The 15,307-nt window shown below is 62.1% G+C and carries 12 protein-coding genes; 1 reads left to right on the forward strand and 11 read right to left on the reverse strand.

Going from position 1 to position 15,307, the window contains the following annotated elements; all coding sequences use genetic code 11:
* Positions 1–2: 2 nt before the first annotated feature.
* The 11 genes from BLP82_RS02535 to BLP82_RS02585 form a co-directional block, all read right to left on the reverse strand.
* A complete protein-coding gene (locus tag BLP82_RS02535; protein WP_092165097.1) occupies positions 3–1,307 on the reverse strand; it encodes a hypothetical protein in 1,305 nt (434 codons plus the stop codon).
* A gap of 19 nt (positions 1,308–1,326) precedes the next feature.
* The gene (locus BLP82_RS02540; protein ID WP_092165099.1) at positions 1,327–2,247 is read right to left on the reverse strand and encodes a hypothetical protein; all 921 of its coding nucleotides are present in this window, start codon (positions 2,245–2,247) and stop codon (positions 1,327–1,329) included.
* 134 nt (positions 2,248–2,381) lie between these two features.
* Complete coding sequence (locus BLP82_RS02545) at positions 2,382–4,763, reverse strand: hypothetical protein (RefSeq protein WP_092165100.1); 2,382 nt, start codon at positions 4,761–4,763, stop codon at positions 2,382–2,384.
* Between the two features lie 10 nt (positions 4,764–4,773).
* On the reverse strand, positions 4,774–5,916 hold the full coding sequence (locus BLP82_RS02550) for a hypothetical protein (RefSeq protein WP_092165101.1): 1,143 nt from the start codon (positions 5,914–5,916) through the stop codon (positions 4,774–4,776).
* Positions 5,895–7,340, reverse strand: a complete 1,446-nt coding sequence (locus BLP82_RS02555; protein ID WP_092165102.1) for an alkaline phosphatase family protein — start codon at positions 7,338–7,340, stop codon at positions 5,895–5,897. The genes BLP82_RS02550 and BLP82_RS02555 overlap by 22 nt, the downstream gene beginning before the upstream one ends.
* The gene (gene eboE / locus BLP82_RS02560; RefSeq protein ID WP_092165103.1) at positions 7,330–8,559 is read right to left on the reverse strand and encodes a metabolite traffic protein EboE; all 1,230 of its coding nucleotides are present in this window, start codon (positions 8,557–8,559) and stop codon (positions 7,330–7,332) included. Before eboE ends, BLP82_RS02555 begins: the two co-directional genes overlap by 11 nt.
* The gene (locus BLP82_RS02565) at positions 8,556–9,440 is read right to left on the reverse strand and encodes a TatD family hydrolase (protein WP_060741816.1); all 885 of its coding nucleotides are present in this window, start codon (positions 9,438–9,440) and stop codon (positions 8,556–8,558) included. Before BLP82_RS02565 ends, eboE begins: the two co-directional genes overlap by 4 nt.
* A gap of 38 nt (positions 9,441–9,478) precedes the next feature.
* On the reverse strand, positions 9,479–10,252 hold the full coding sequence (locus tag BLP82_RS02570) for an EboA domain-containing protein (RefSeq protein ID WP_092165104.1): 774 nt from the start codon (positions 10,250–10,252) through the stop codon (positions 9,479–9,481).
* The gene (locus BLP82_RS02575; protein WP_092165105.1) at positions 10,249–11,139 is read right to left on the reverse strand and encodes a UbiA family prenyltransferase; all 891 of its coding nucleotides are present in this window, start codon (positions 11,137–11,139) and stop codon (positions 10,249–10,251) included. Before BLP82_RS02575 ends, BLP82_RS02570 begins: the two co-directional genes overlap by 4 nt.
* Positions 11,136–13,010 carry a 3-dehydroquinate synthase gene (locus BLP82_RS02580; RefSeq protein ID WP_092165106.1) on the reverse strand — a complete coding sequence of 625 codons (1,875 nt, stop codon included), beginning with the start codon at positions 13,008–13,010 and terminating at the stop codon, positions 11,136–11,138. The genes BLP82_RS02575 and BLP82_RS02580 overlap by 4 nt, the downstream gene beginning before the upstream one ends.
* A 241-nt stretch (positions 13,011–13,251) precedes the next feature.
* Positions 13,252–14,067, reverse strand: coding sequence for a helix-turn-helix transcriptional regulator (locus BLP82_RS02585; RefSeq protein ID WP_371914096.1), 816 nt, complete (start codon positions 14,065–14,067; stop codon positions 13,252–13,254).
* A gap of 93 nt (positions 14,068–14,160) precedes the next feature.
* Between BLP82_RS02585 and BLP82_RS02590 the strand changes: the two genes are divergently transcribed.
* Positions 14,161–15,117 (forward strand): threonine dehydratase, encoded by a 957-nt coding sequence (locus BLP82_RS02590; RefSeq protein ID WP_092165108.1) that lies wholly within the window; start codon positions 14,161–14,163, stop codon positions 15,115–15,117.
* Positions 15,118–15,307 lie beyond the last annotated feature (190 nt).

Consider the following 15,307-nt stretch of genomic DNA (forward strand, 5'->3'; position numbering starts at 1 on the left):
AGTTATTCCTCGTCCTTGATGGTTTTGCCGACAGGCGAATTGGCGAATTTGAACAGGTAGGAGTAATCGGATTTGTAGGGGCTCTTGACCGGGGTCGCCATGGAGTGGCAATTCATGCAACTGCTGTTGGGCTGGATGTAGCTTTCCATGGTCACGTTGGCCGAGAGGGCGGGTGTCGGCTGGCCCAGTGGGTTGCTGGGGTTGTCCGGCATCAGCGGGCGTTGGGTGGTGATGAGTTGGTAGTACTTCAACACGCTGCGTTGCAGGTCCGGGTCGCTGCGGTAACGGGCGTTGACCTGGTTGGTGATCTCGGCGATCGGGGTGAACCGGTTCAACGGGTTCGGGGTCTGGAAGGTGGTGCCGGGTTTGGGCACGCAGACCAGGTGTGCGCCCTGGGTCTGCCAGTCGCAGGGTGACTGGTTGAGGCTGGCTGCCGGCGCGTTGGGATTGAAGTAGGAATAGGCCGTGCCGGCTACCGGCTGGTCGACCCATATGCCGTTCACCAGCACTTTGGGCGGAACGTTGTCGACCTGTTCGAAGGTCGACCAGATCCACTGCGGATAACCGTTCACCTTGGTGATGATGTGCAACCCCACCAGGCCCAGGTAGGCCTCGGTGACGCCGGTGCGCTGGCCTTGGTCGTCGAACGTGGCCACGCGTGCAAGCATGGTCAGGTAGCGGCTGGCGTTGTCATGCGTGGTAAGGATGCGCCAGCTCGATTTGACCTCGATGACCCCGTAGGGAAAGGTGATGTTGTTGGCTTTGGACACCACGTCGGCGTTATAGAACTGGTTGGCGACGATGTAGTTGTAGGAGGTCTCGTTGGCCGAGATGTCGTAGTAGGTCGGGTTGCCGGCCTGGTCGATCAGCCAGCCGCCGACGGCCTGGTCGACGGCATTCACCTGGGAGCTGTTCTTCAGCGCGGCGATGTTGATGATGCCCAGGCTCTTGGCCAGTTGCGGGGTGTTCCAGGGGCCTGGATCGGCCCCCCGTGGCAGGAAGATTTCTTCCACGGTCTTGTAGGTCTGCCAGACGGTGTAGCCAGGGTCCCCCGGTTGCTTGCTGCAGTCGGGATCCCCGCGCTGCCCTGCCTGGGCGGGCCAGTTCACGGCGATGAACAGCTGCCAGCTGTATTGATCGAACAGGTCCTGGCTGGCGGTGGCCGCCGGCGCCGTGCTGGGGGGCTGGCAATTCAGGCTGGAGGCCTGCGGCCGTGGCATGGCTTGTTCCTGGGATTGCTCCAGGGCCAGGGCCGGAAGATTGGCCAGACCCAGTAGTACCAGGATGAAACGCAGTGAAGTGTTCATGGCGATTCTCCGTCATTGCTCAGGGTTTGCGCTGCATGAGCTTGTTCCACTGCGCCTTTTGCCCGTTGCTCTGGGAAGCCGGTGGCTCGAACAACTGGCAGGGCGGCGGATTCGCCGGGCACATCGCGGCCACCTGCGCCCAGGTCTGGGCCGGGTCCGGTCTGGCGATGCGGAAGTTGGTGTAGTTCTGGCTGACGATGGGGGCATTGGCGACGCTGGTGTCACCGGAGAAAAAGAACGATTGGGGCTGCCGGTAGGGCGGTTGCCCCGACATCTTTTTGTAGAAGGCATAGCCGAACAGGATCGGCCCCTGTGGTGATTGAAGGTCCAGCGCGTAGGCCTGCACGCTGGCGTCGAGGTTTTGGCTGCGCTCGGCGCTGTAGGGCAGGTGCTGGATGAAGTCTTGGCGCGGCGGATGATTCATCGGCGAGAACATGCAGCAGGCGGGCATGTCCTTGGGGCGATCCTGCGGATAGGTCAGGAAGTACGCCTTGTTGCCTAGGGACACGAAGGAGCAGGTGTAATTGTTGTTCTTGATCGGGAAGATCGGCAGGCAGTACTTCTCATAGTGCTCCATCATCGCACCGAAGCCGTCGCCATCGGCCGGTATATAAGCCGTGTCGTAATAGCTGGTGCCTCGAGAGACGGTGTAGTCCGCCGGGGTCAGAGTGGAGGGCGGATTGCTGTAGGGCGGCGGGTTTTTTTCGTAGTTGTGCATCACCCGGTACATCGTCCAATCGCTGATCCAGAACGCCGGGAAGAACGGATCGGAAGGGTCGCCCGGTGCGCGTTTGGCGATGCAGTTGCCGTTCTGTTCGTTGCACCCCTCGGTGTTGTGCACGCCCATGGTGAAGTAGACGGCACCGCTGTCCTGGGCAAACAGCGGTGGGCTGAACAGCAGGATCAACAGCAACAGCCGGTTCAAGATACTGGTTTTCATAGGTCACTCCTTTGAAAAGTACCGGGTGACACTGTGGGCGAGCCTGTGGGAGCAAAGCTTTGCTCCCACAGGCTCAGCTCCTACACAAGCTCGCTCCCACAGTGGTTTATCCTCCTTGGGTAACAGCGTTACGGTCAGAGGTTGTCGTAGTCGCTCATCTTGAGTTGTTGTGGCGGATAGTTGCGCTTCACCAGCTTCTTGGCCCATAGCTCCAATACCGCGCGGCGGCTCTGGGACATGTCACGGGTGATGGGCATCGAGAGCGTGCTTTCTTCCTGGTAGGGCTTGCTGATCAGCACAATCAACTGGTCGATGGCGCCTTCGACGCGTGTCTGGGAGTTGAGCGGCATGTACTTGTTCATGATGGGGTACAGGTAATAGAAGGTCTGCAGGATGCGTGGGTAGAGGAAGCCCTCCCACAGCTGCGTGGCGGCGTTCTGATCCTTGTAGACGGTGTTCCAGTAGTTGATGAAGTCCTGTTGCAGCTGCAGGTCCAAGGGCAGGACGCGGAGCGGGGCGAGGAAGTCGATATAGGCTTGGGGAACGGGGAAGCTGAAGGGGATGACCGGATCGCTGTCGCCTTCCTTGACGAAAAAACGCAAGGTCGGGAAGCCCGGGGCCACGGCCCTGAAGCTCACCTGGGCGATGCCGTTGGCGTCGGTAGTCGTCGTTACATAGGAGTAATCCACCTGGGTGGCCGGGTAGTCGCTCAGTGTTCCAGTGACGTAGACGCCGGCGTCGAATGCCAGGCAAGGGCGTAAGTTGACCGCAATCGGTTTGCCCGAACCATTGAGGAAATCCTGGTACCCAACCGGTGTGCTCGTCGGCCGATGCATGTTCTGCAGGTCGGTAAGCCGGCGGCCGCTGCCAGTGGCCAGGTAATTCGGTACGGGGGGCGCGTCATTGAACTGCGGTAGGTTGGCGTGGTTCAGGTTACGGTCTGTCGGATCGTCATAGAACAGCGTGAAGTTCGCCGCATTACTGAATGCCAGGTAGTAGTCGCTGGTCGTCACCATGTAGGGGTTGCCGTATTCCGCGACCCACAACGTGGTGTTGGCGGCCGGCACACCATTGTTCTGCACCATGATGGTCAACGTCTTGTGGTCGCCCACGTCGATGAAACTGCCGCTTTCGATGACCTCGGCGGTCCACGTCTGCGCAGTGGCGGCTACCACCGATGCCGCCGGGGCCGGGCCCTGTTGTTGCAGCTCCAGCGGCGCTGATTGCAAGGTCGCCTTGTCCGCGTCGCTGAGGGTGAAGTCCAGCAGCCCCGAGCGTTGGTCGAAGGCTGACTGTTGATACTGCGCGAAACCGAAGTCGACCACCGGGGTGAATACGTCATTCTGGCGTACACCCAGTTGATAGTCGCCGGCCTGGAATTTTTCGGCGATCAGGATAGGGGCATCGGGCTCTATCGGATAGAACGGGAATGTGTTGGCCAGATCCAGGGACAGGGTGTTGCCGGTAATCTGCACCGAGGTCACGCCCAGCTTGGTGTTTTGGGCCGCCGCGCCTGGCTTGGCGACGGCGACGGCCTGCGCGGGCACCAGGCGCCGGCCGGCGGGGGCGGTGGGGTATTCGTCGGCGAACCAGAGGCCCAGGGTGGCGGCGGTGCGGCTGTAGGCCGGGTTGAAGAAAATACCGGAAACGTTGTCCAGGCCTTTCTGATACATCGCTTGCAGACGAGCCGTATCCGAGGGGGCGTTGGAACGGGTGTTGACGTACGGGAAGTCGTTGAAAACACCGTTCCTGTCATAGCAGGTCAGGTAGGTGGAGAACCTGAACATCAGGCCCTGTGCACCTTGCAGCTTCATCTGCTGCTGTAGGTTATTCAGCAGCGCCGAATCGCCGATGACCCATTCCAGGTTTTCCTGGGGAAAGCAGGTTTGCCAGGTGGTGGTGACATACACCAGGCCCCGGAAGGTGCTGGCCCAATTGAAGTTCAGGAAGCGATCCATCATCCGATACTGGCGATTGAGGGTCAGGCCACACGTGGCATCCCCCAGCATCAGCTTGTCGAAATACAACGCGGTGAAGGTGTTCTGCCACGGGCTGACGTCCACGAAGCGCGCGGCCGTCGGAGTGTTGCTGCCAAAGGGATTGCCGAGCAATTGGTAGTCCCTGCCAACCAGCGCATCCTCGGTGATGTAGGTGTTGGCCTGCAGCTCGCCGCCAATGATCGTTGAGCGAGTCCCTTTGTAGCTCACCGTGCCGCAGGCATTGTCGCCAAACAGATCCCATTCGGCGGGCATGTACGGGTAGTTGTTCGGGTTGGCATTGGTCGGCACCTGCAGCACATAGGTTGGCAGGTCTGCCATTGCCAAGGGCTTGATGGCCCAGGGCATCAACTGGGCGGGGGCGTTCGTGGCGTTGATGTCGAAGTGGCTCATGAACGGCCAGTTGATGTCCGCGTTGACCGCGTCATACAGCGGAAACACGTCGTTATTGTTGGCCGTCGGTGGGTTCCAGAACATATGGCCGTTGAGGTAGATACGGGGGAAATTCAATACGCTCATGTCATGCTCCTTAGCGTTGCCACTGGGCGCGTTTCAGCGACCAGACAAAGTCCAGTTTTTTGTAGCCATCGAATGCCGAGGGCGGCAGCGGGGTGGTGGGGTAGACGATGCCGCCCCCCTGGTTCAGAGCGAAATTGAAGTAGCCGTTGTCGTTCGAGTAGGCGGCGGTGCCGTGGCAGGCCAGGCAGGAGGAGGTGTTCTGGAATGCCGATTCCAGTTGTGAATTGGCCAGTACCTGGGTGATGGGCTGGAACTCGACCCCGATCAACTCGTACTTCGACAGGCTCCGGTTATTGGCCTGGAAGCTGGCATTGACCGGCTTGGCGGCCGCAGTCGGCCCGGTGGTGTTGGTCATCGGCGCCGGCGTCGGGGCATTGGTTACGGTGTACTTGCTGTTGTTGATGTTTTCGAAGGTGGTCCAGACCCAGTCGGCATTCAGTTTGTTGACAACGTGCAGGCCGCTCAATGCCACATAGCCGACCTGATAGGTACCGTCGTCCTGCTGGTAGTAGGCCTGGGCAATGTAGTAGCCGTCGTTCACCAGGGTTTGTCGGTAGGTCGTGTCCGTGCCGATCCACAGCCACGCGGCTTTCAACTCCCAGGCGGTGGGGGGGAAGTCCAGGTCGTTGGCCAGGGCGGCCTGACCGTTCACGTTGTAGACCTGCTTCTTCACGATGTAATCGAACGTGTCCTTGCCCATCAGTAACTGAAAGCGTACGGGCTGGCCTTGTTGGGCATCGGGCACGGCACCCCCCATTTGCAGGATCAGGCCATCGACCTGCTGGGTGGCATTGATGTTATGGAAGGATCGGGACAGGTCCATGCCCTGCGCCTTGGCTTGCGTCATCACTGCGGCCGGGAGCGGCGCTGAGCTGTCATAGGTGCCCGGTGGCGCGCCGTTGGGCAGGTAGACCTGGTCCGAGGGCTTCATCGTCTCCCACACGAGATTGCTGCTTTGCGCGGGGCTGGGTTGGTTCAAACAGACGAACCAGTTCCAGGCCATGGTCTCGGGACTCTGGGCAAACGCGGTCCTGGTCTTGTTGATGTCTGCTCCAAACTGCAGGAAGTTGCTGCAATCGAAGTTGTTGGTGTCCTGTGCCTGGGCCAAACCGGCCAGGGCACTGAGAACGGTTATGGAAATGGCTCGCCGCATGGAAGCTCCTTGGCATTCGCCGTATCGGCATGAGGGCGCCCCCGGAAGTGTTCCAGGAGCAGTTGCTTCACCGCCGTGGCCGCAAGGTGCTGCGGCAACGGCAGATCACAATTGGTGATGAGCAGCGGGCCGGTCTTTTCGCTCGCGGGCAGCCGGCCGTGGCTGCCGCGGACCAGGCGGGTGTCCAGTGGAATCAGGTCCATGTAGTAGCGAAAGCCGAGTTTTTTCTGGAGCAGGCGGCGCGCCACTTTCAATTTCGGGAAGCGAATGGCCGGGTCGATGAACAGCTCGAGCGGGTCGTAGCCTGGCTTGCGATGGATGTCCACGGTGCGGGCAAAGTCGGGGGCCTTGCGGTCGTCGAACCAGTAGTAGTAATCGAACCAGCAACCGGCGGAGGCCACGGCCACCAGCTCGCCGCTGCGCGGATGATCCAGGTGCCAGGCCCGTTGTTCGGTTTTATCCAGCACTTGCTCGATGCCGGCCTGGCGCTGCAACAGCGCCTTGACGCGAGGGATGTCGCGCGCCTGCTTCACGTAGATGTGCGCGACCTGATGGTCGGCCACGGCAAACGCCGCGCTGGCACCGGGATCGAGCAACTCCCAGGTCAGCGATTGGCGGACCTGCAACAAGCCTTCGGCGCGTAGCAACCGGTTGATGGAAACGGATTGGGTGACGGCTTCGATCCCGTATTCGGACAGCAGCATCACCGCCGCGCCCTGTGCTTGGGCAAAGTCCAGCAGACGCCCGACTTCGCTGTCGATGGCGCGCACCTCGTCGGCAATCGACGGATGATCGGGGCCCAGGCGTTGCAGGCTGTAGTCGAGATGGGGCAGGTAGATCAACTGCAGGTCGGGGCGGTCGAGCTGGAATTCGGCGATGGCGCAATCGACGATCCAGCGGCTCGAGGCGATGCCGGCCGCCGGTCCCCAGAAGCTCGGAAAGGGAAACTCGCCGATCTGCTGTTCGATATGCTCGTGCAATGAGGCCGGCGTCGAATACAGGCCGAACATCTTGCGGCCATCGGCCGGGTAATGCGGTCGAGGGGTAATGGCGGCGTCCACGTCCGCATACATGTTGTACCACCAGAACAACTGGCTGCAGCGAAACCCGGGGTACTGGCGCTTGAGTGTCTGCCAGACTTTTTCCCCCTGGATCAGTGCGTTGGGTTGCAGCCAGAAACGCACTTCGGCCTGATCGCGAAAATACCAGCCGTTGCCGACGATGCCGTGCTCCGACGGTGGCTGGCCCGTGAGGATCGAGGCTTGCACCGTGGAGGTGACCGCCGGGAACACCGGTTGCAGCGTGGCCATCCTGGCCGTTTTCAACAGGGCATTGATGCAGGGCGTCGCGGCCCCCAGCAGTGCGGGCGTCAGGCCGACCACGTTGATCAGCAGCAACGGCTGGCGCGCAGGTTCAGAGGACATCGGCGCAGGCCTCCAGCGCTTGGGGTTGCAGCAACTGGCGCTGCTGCAACTGACCCTCGACCCAGTGCAACTCCGCCGCGATGCCCTGGAGTTGGGCGTGCTCGGTGGTGGGTCGCAACTGGCTGGGCAGGACACCCCAGCTGTAGGTTTCCACTTCCAGTACCGGGCGAAAATCCCCATGGTCGGCCAGAAAGTCGAAGGTCTGCGCCAGGGCGACCTGGCTGCCGCTGAGTTCGGGCAACAGCAGGTGTTCGCTGAATAACGGAATGTGGAAGTGAATCCTCAGCTCGGGAGGGGCGTGGCCGTCCTGCTCACACTCGTACAGGGCCGCGGGAAGGTCGGCCCAGGCCGATAACCGCTCCTGCCCAGCGCGGGCTTTGACTTGATGCAGGTAGGTGGGTTCGGCAAAACCGCCCAATGTCTTGAGCACCTGTTCGCGCCGCTGCACATCCTCAGGCAGGTGGCAAATCAGCGCATTGGATAGCTGGATCTTGCCGATGGGGACCCGGGCCCGACGCAATCGGTCCAGTGACTGATAACAGTCTTCGAACATCACGGCCTGGTGACAGACGTCAAAACACAGTGCCAGGTGTTCATGGTGCGGGTCCGTGGCTTGCCACTGACGAAAGAAGGCGATGGCCTGGTCGGTGTTTTCCAGCACGCAATCGGGCTCCATTTCCAGGCAGATCACGATCTTCTTGCCTGTCTCTCGTTGCAACCGGGCCAGCGCGGCGGTGAGCTCGCGCAGTTGCTGCTCGGCACGTTGCTGTAACGTCGGGCTCCAGTGGGCGGCATAGCCCAACGGCAGGCTGGAGATCACCCCCTGGGCACAGTCCGCTGGCAGGGCCTGGGCGAGAAATCGAGCCAGGTCCAGGCTGTACGCCAGCCGCTGCGGATCGGCCCAACTGGGCAGGTAGACGTCGGCTTTCACCGCGCCCTGGTGAAATTGGCCGTAGGGAAAACCGTTGAGAGAGGTCAGGCGTAGGCCGCTGCGTTGCAGCAGGTCGAGGAAATCTGCACGGGCGGACGCCTGTTGGAGCTCGGCGGCGGCGACGGCGCTGATCCACAATCCACTGTCCTGCGTGTCGAGCCCGCGCAGTGTACGCACGGTCTGGAAATACCGTTCGATGGAAGCGCGCAGCCCGCCCAGGTCATGGGTCGGGTGCACGTTGCTGCAATAGCCGATCTGCGTGGCCGTCCAACCCGTGCGGGCACTCATTTGATCACCGGCTCCTGGCCCCGCAGGGCAGAGTTGTCCTGCCACTGTCGCCGCTGATCGATGGGCAGGGGCGTGCTGACCAGGGTTTTGTCCAACTGGCCGCTCTGGGCAAAAAAGTCCACGGGGTTGTGGAACAGCACCTGTTCGACCTGGGCTTCACTGAAGCCGGCGGCCAGCATCGCCTGGCCGGTCTTGGGCACTTTGAGCGGGTCGCTGATGCCCCAGTCGGCGGCGCTGTTGACCACCATTTTTTCCGTGCCGTACTGCTGCAGCAGCGCGACCATGCGCTGTTCCGACATCTTGGTGTTGGGGTAGATGGAATGGCCGCGCCAGCAATCGCTGTCGAGCACCAGGGGCAGGGTCAGTTCGTTGAGGTGGTCGATGATCACCAGGTGTTCGGCAATGCCGACCTCGCGAATGACCGCGAGTGTGCGCTTGGTGCCACCGATCTTGTCGCGGTGGGGGGTGTGCACCAGCACCGGCAAGTTGAATTGTTTGGCCAGCTCCAATTGGGCGGCGAGAAAGCGATCCTCTTCCGGGGTGATGTCGTCGTAGCCGATTTCACCCACTGCCACCACGCCATCTTTCACCAGGTAGCGCGGCAGGATCTCCAGCACTTCATTGGCCACCGACAAGTCGTTGGCCTCCTTGGGGTTCAGGCCGATGGTGCAGAAGTGATGGATGCCGAACATGCTGGCGCGAAAACGCTCCCAGCCCAACAGCGTGTCGAAGTAGTCGATGAAGCTGCCGACGCTGGTCCTGGCCTGGCCCTGCCAGAAGGCCGGTTCGATCACGCCGGTGATGCCGGCGGCCGCCATGTTCTGGTAGTCGTCGGTGGTGCGGCTGACCATATGGATATGCGGGTCGAAGTACTTGAGCATGGTGAATCCTCGTCAAAAAGGCAGGGGAGGGGCGGGTATCAGTTCGGCAAAGTGCCACCCAGGTACGCCTGCCATGGCGGCGGCAAGCGTTGTTGCTGGGTCAGTCCGGCCAGGCGCTGACGTTGCGCCGGGCTCAGCAGGGCAAAGGCAATCACGTGGGGCAGTCCGACAGACACCGTTCGTTCGGCGGCGAGTTGTTCGTCCAACAGGTCGAGGGCCAACTGGTTGAGCGTGACGCTTTGTCGTTGCGTCAGGCCGATCAGGCGATGTACATCGAGGCCCATGCCCAGGGCTTTCAACACCAGTTGGTTGAAGGCCCGTTCGTCGTAGTGACGCGATGGGTAGGCGGTGTCCAGGGCGAGGGCGGCAAACACCTGGCTGTTGCTGGTGCGTCCGGCCTGAAGTGCAAGCCCGAGGCAGAGCCCACCGCTGTCGAGCCAGTCGAGGGCCTTCAAGGTGGCGATCTTTTCCTGGTCGTCGCCCCACAGGAACAACTGGCGCAGCAAGGACACTTGCCCGGCGCTGGGTTGCAGCTCCAGGACCTGGGCCAGCAGCAATGCCCGCGCCAGTTGGACATTGCTCCAGCCGTCGGTGCCGGGCTGGGCTCGCTCCTTGAGGTGGCGCTTGCACTGGCCGCTCAGGAACGCCGCGGTGTTGGCGTCCGGGCGTTGGGCAAGTTGCGCCTGCGCCGAGAGCCACCATTGCCGCTCGGTTTCATCGAGCGACTGGGTGAAATGCCGGCGTTGTTCGTTCAGGCAATCCTGGCGCATGTCGAGGGCTGCCGATGCCGATGCTGTAACGTCCGTGTTCATGTGGGTTTGATCCAGCGTTGGAAATGAGGAAGCAGGAAAAACACCAGGACGCATAACAGGCTGCCCAGCGGCTGGTTGGCGACGGCCAGCACCAGGGCATCGAACAGCGGCAGGGCGGCCAGGCCCGCACCGATAAAGGCGCGGACCTGCCGTTGCCGCGGGTTGGCCAGGTTGCGCCAGTAGTGCCAGCCCAACCAGCCAAGCCATATCAGCAGGACTGGCCAGAACCAGGCGTTGTCTGCGTAGATCGCCAACGCCAGTGGGCTCAACATCAGCAGCAGCGGGAGGCGGCTGATCAGTTGATTGCGGTGTTCCTGGCGGGCCAGGTAGGTCAGGCCGCTGATGTAGACGCCGAGCAAAAGGGCACAGAGCCAGATCGGTTCGGGTGGCATCGCCAGGCTGGCCGCGGCGGTGAGGTAGAGCGCCGAACGACAGGCCCCCATCAGCCAGACGCTGTGGGCATATTTCTTGTGCAGCAGGTTGTAGCCGAGGATGCAACCCACCAACAGCGTGGCGCTGCCCAGCAGCCAGTGCGGTTGTTCGATCAACCGGCTCAGGCCCAGCAGCGCGGCCGCGGCCAGCACCAGTAGCAGGGCCGTGGCCAACCGCACTTGCTGGCGGCTGACCAGGCCCAGGGTGATGGGGCGCGGATTGTGGTGTCGTTGATCCCAGTCGGCGTCCAACAGGTCATTCAACAGCATGCCGGCCAGGTACAGCAGCGACAGTGCCGCCAGCAGCAGGAGCCACACTAGGGACGATGGCGGTGCCAGGGCCCCTGCGCTGCTGGCGAGCAGGGCGGCGGCCAGGGTGTTGGTCCACACCGTGGGCAGGTTGGACACGCGGCCGAGGGTCATCCAGGTCTTGAGGTCCGGCGACGACGGGTTCATTGCGCACAGCTCTCGTTCAGTGTGAGTGCAGGGTCGGCCTGAGTGCAGAGCCGTTGCAGCGCCTGCTCCATTCGCGCGGTATCGATTTCATGCAAGTCCACCGACTCGCCGATCCGACTGAGCATGGGGATGGAGAGTTGCCCGCCCAGATGCTGGCGGAACTCTTCCAGCCCGAGCAGAACCTGCGAGCGTCCCTGTGCATCTTTCAGGGTCAGCTCCGGCGGGTTCAGGCAGAAACCGAGCTTGAGCAGCAGGCGCAGCACCCGGTCGCTGTCGGCGTCGCTCAACAGCCCCAGGGCATTGGCATAGAGTCCATCCAGGGCCATGCCCACGGCGACGGCCTCACCATGGCGCAGTCGGTGATGGCTGAGGTTTTCCAATTTATGGGCGGCCCAATGCCCGTAGTCCAATGGCCGCCCATTACCGCGTTCGAAGGGATCACCGGCACCGGTGATGTGCGCCAGGTGCAGTTCGGCGCAGCGGCGGATCGCGTAGCGGCTGGCCGCGTGATCGAAGTGGGCGAGGGCGTCGGCCTGTTGCTCCATCCATTGGAAAAACGCCTGGTCCTTGATCAGCGCCACCTTGACGGCCTCGGCCAGCCCGGCGATCTGGTCGCGTCGGCTCAGGCTGGTCAGCAATTGAAAATCGTTGATGACCGCGGTGGCGGGGTAGAAAGCGCCCAGCAGGTTCTTCTGGCCAAAGGCGTTGATGCCGTTTTTCACACCGATACCGGCGTCGTTCTGGGCGAGTACGGTGCTTGGGATGCGGATCAGGCGAATGCCGCGGTGGAAGGTGGCGCAGGCGTAGCCCACCGCATCGAGCACGGCGCCGCCACCGAGGGCCAGCACATAGCAATGCCGGTCCAGGCCATGTTGCAGCATGTCGCTGTACAGCTGCTGCAACACCTGGGAATCCTTGCTCGATTCGCCGGCCGGGACCGCGATGGGGGGCGCCTGCAAATGCAAGTCCGGAAAATGGTTGGCGAAGTAGGTATTGATCTGTGCCAGCAGGTGCGGAGCGCTGTGCAGCAGTTGTTCATCGGCGAACACCAGCACCGTTACCTGGCCGCGGTGTCCGGCGGTGAGCTGACGATGCAGGCAGGGATTGAGCGGGTCGAACAGATGATCGGTGAACACTACCGGGTAGTCGTAGCTGACCTTGAAGCGCCCGTGCAAGGGTTGCCCCGTGTCGCGCCGGCGAATGTTCTTGAACAGGCTGTACCCGGCGATGAACAGCCCGGGCAATACCATGCTGGCGAGCAGGGTCACCAGCAGCGCGTTCTGTTCGACGAGAAAGGTGCCGATGGCACTGTAGGCCAACGCGAGGCCGGCATTGGCCAGGGTGGTGACCAGGATGAACGCGCGCAATGGGTAGCGTTGCATGCCGGCGGCGACGACCGAGGTTTCCGCCAGCACCGGGACGCCGCGCAGGCAGATCAACGACAGCGTGCCCAACCGGTAGGCCAGTTGCCCCGGCTGGCGCTGGTGCAGGCCCAGGCGGCCGGACAGCAGGCGCAAATAGCCGGCTCCCAGCGCATAACCCAGCCCGGCCCCCAGGCACAGGCCGACGAAAATCACCAGGTATCCACCCAGGCTGCCAAGCATCGCCACGGCCAGCAGCGCGACCATGCTCGACGGCACCGGCAACACCACGTCCAGTGCCAGCAGGGCAATCAGCAGCAAGGCCAGGTTGAGTTTCTGCGCGGGCGTCGAGGGCAGGTACAGGTTGAGATGGGTCAGGAAATCTTGGATCTGTTGTTCGAACAACAGGAAGCTGGCGATCACCAGGCCTGAAAAGCAAACCAATGACAGCCAGAAATGTCCGGCTGGTCCTTTTTGCGAGCGCGAACGATACCCACGGCCATGCTTCATCAAGCATCCCTCTTGTTGATATGACTGATTCCGTGTCAGTAATTGAAAGCAACGCCAAGTGTGTTTTTCAGGCCAATAGACGCTCTCGCCCGAGGGGCTGTCAGGTGTGGTTGAAGATCTGGTTGGAGACAGGTTTGAATCTAGACGGCCAGGGTGTTTTTGCAAGGCCATCTGATGGCAATTTGGTTTGGGGCGCCATTTCGCCCCTCAGGTGCCCCCATCAACCCATTGCCCAGAGGGTTCAGGGCCTCGAATACCCGCGCAGTTGCGCCGGGCTGACGCCCAGGCGTTGCTTGAACAGCGTGGTCATGTGCGCCTGGGAATTGAAGCCGCAGGCGTGGGCGATATCAGTCAGTCGGGCGGTTGAATCGTGCATCAGCGCCCGTGCCTTGGCGAGGCGTCGGTCGATCAGGTAGCTGTGTGGGCTTTTGCCGGTTGCCTGCTTGAACGCCCGCATGAAATAACCTTCGGACAAGCCAAGCAGCCCCGCCATTTCCTTGACCCCCAGCGGGCCGTCGAGACCGGCGTCGATGAACTCATCGAGCAGGCGCATCCGGCCGCCCGTGATCGAACCTTGGGAGTGTGCCGAAAACCGCTTGTGGTCCTTCACTCGCTCAGCCAGCCCGAGCGCCCAGGCTTCCCAATCGTCTTCTGCCGTGGCACGCAGCAGTGCGCTGCGCATTCTCAAGGCGAGGGTGATGGCCTGCGGGTCAATACGATTGTTGAACGCATGTTTCGCCGGCAACGCCATGCCGTCGGTGCGCACTATCCGCAGGTATTCACCGCCCCGGGGGGATTCGGAGAACACGTCGCACCCGGCGGGAACGAATGCCAGGCCGTTGGGCAGCGCCTCGAAGGGCAACACGCGGTCGCTGCCGATGGCGTGCAGGCCGCGCTGACTGTCGAAGGCAAAGCCGATCGCCGACTGGGTCGCGACGTAGCGGGTCGCGTAGGCACAGCCGGGGAGCAACTCGATCGCCCAGGGCCCAGCCTCGATACGACGGACCGGTTCAGACAGGGGCGGCGGTGGGTGGTTTCGCGGGCTCATGAACAGCATAGTAATGAAGAGCGGGCCTGAAAGTCAGGTCAGTTTTCTGAAAGCCCCGTCGCCGTCGCGCTGATTAGACTGGTCAAAACCAGGAGGCCCATCATGCACACACTGACCCGCGACGACATCGAACACGCTGCCCGCCATCTCTATCAATTCATGCCCGCCACGGCCCAATACGCCTGGCCGTTGCTGGCTGAGCGGCTGGGTTGCACGGTGTGGGTCAAGCACGAGAATCACACCCCGACCGGGGCCTTCAAGGTGCGCGGCGGCCTGACCTTCGTGCACTGGCTCAAGCGCGAGCATCCCGAGGCGAAAGGCATCGTCACGGCGACGCGCGGCAACCATGGCCAGAGCCTGGCGCTGGCGGCCACCGCCTTGGGTTTGAAAGCGTTGATCGTCGTGCCGCAAGGTAACTCGGTGGAGAAGAACAATGCCATGCGTGGCTTTGGTGGCGAGGTGGTCGAGTATGGCCGCGATTTCGATGAGGCCCGGAAAGAAGCTGCACGCCTGGCCCACGCCCAAGGCCTCTACTTGGTGCCGCCGTTCCATCCGGAGTTGGTCAGGGGCGTGGCGACCTATGGGCTTGAGCTGTTCAAGGCGGTGCCGGACCTCGACACGGTCTACGTGCCGATAGGCTGTGGGTCGGGGATTTGCGCAGTCATCGCCGCCCGCGATGCCTTGGGGCTGAAAACCCAAGTGGTGGGCGTGGTGTCCACCGAGGCCGTCGCGGCGAAGTTGTCATTTGAAACGGGAAGACTGTGTGAGACCGCTTCGGCGAATACCTTCGCGGACGGGTTGGCCGTGCGTAGACCCATTCCCGAGGCCTTTGCCATCTATGGGGCCGCTGCGGCGCGGATCGTCGCGGTCAGCGACGCGCAAATAGCCGAGGCCATGCGGGTGTATTACACCGACACTCATAACCTGGCCGAGGGCGCAGGTGCCGCGGCCTTGGCGGCACTCATGCAGGAACGTGAAGCGATGCAGGGGAAAAAGGTGGGGGTCATTCTGTCCGGTGGGAATATCGATCGGCCGGTGTATGCCCGGTTGATTGGCTGAGCCCCTCGTGGCGGGAAACCTTGGGGGATATTTAGATCGATTATTTCTTACGGTTATTGATATAGGTTTGGATGGCATATCCATGACCGAAGAATCGAAGCTGTCGCTTGGAAAGTGTCTGCAATGAAAACGAAGCGCATGCAGCAGCAGACGACTTGGCGTGTGTCGCTCCGGTAAGCCTGTCTGAACG

Source organism: Pseudomonas sp. NFACC37-1 (genome assembly GCF_900101575.1).
GTDB classification, from domain to species: domain Bacteria; phylum Pseudomonadota; class Gammaproteobacteria; order Pseudomonadales; family Pseudomonadaceae; genus Aquipseudomonas; species Aquipseudomonas fluorescens_AA.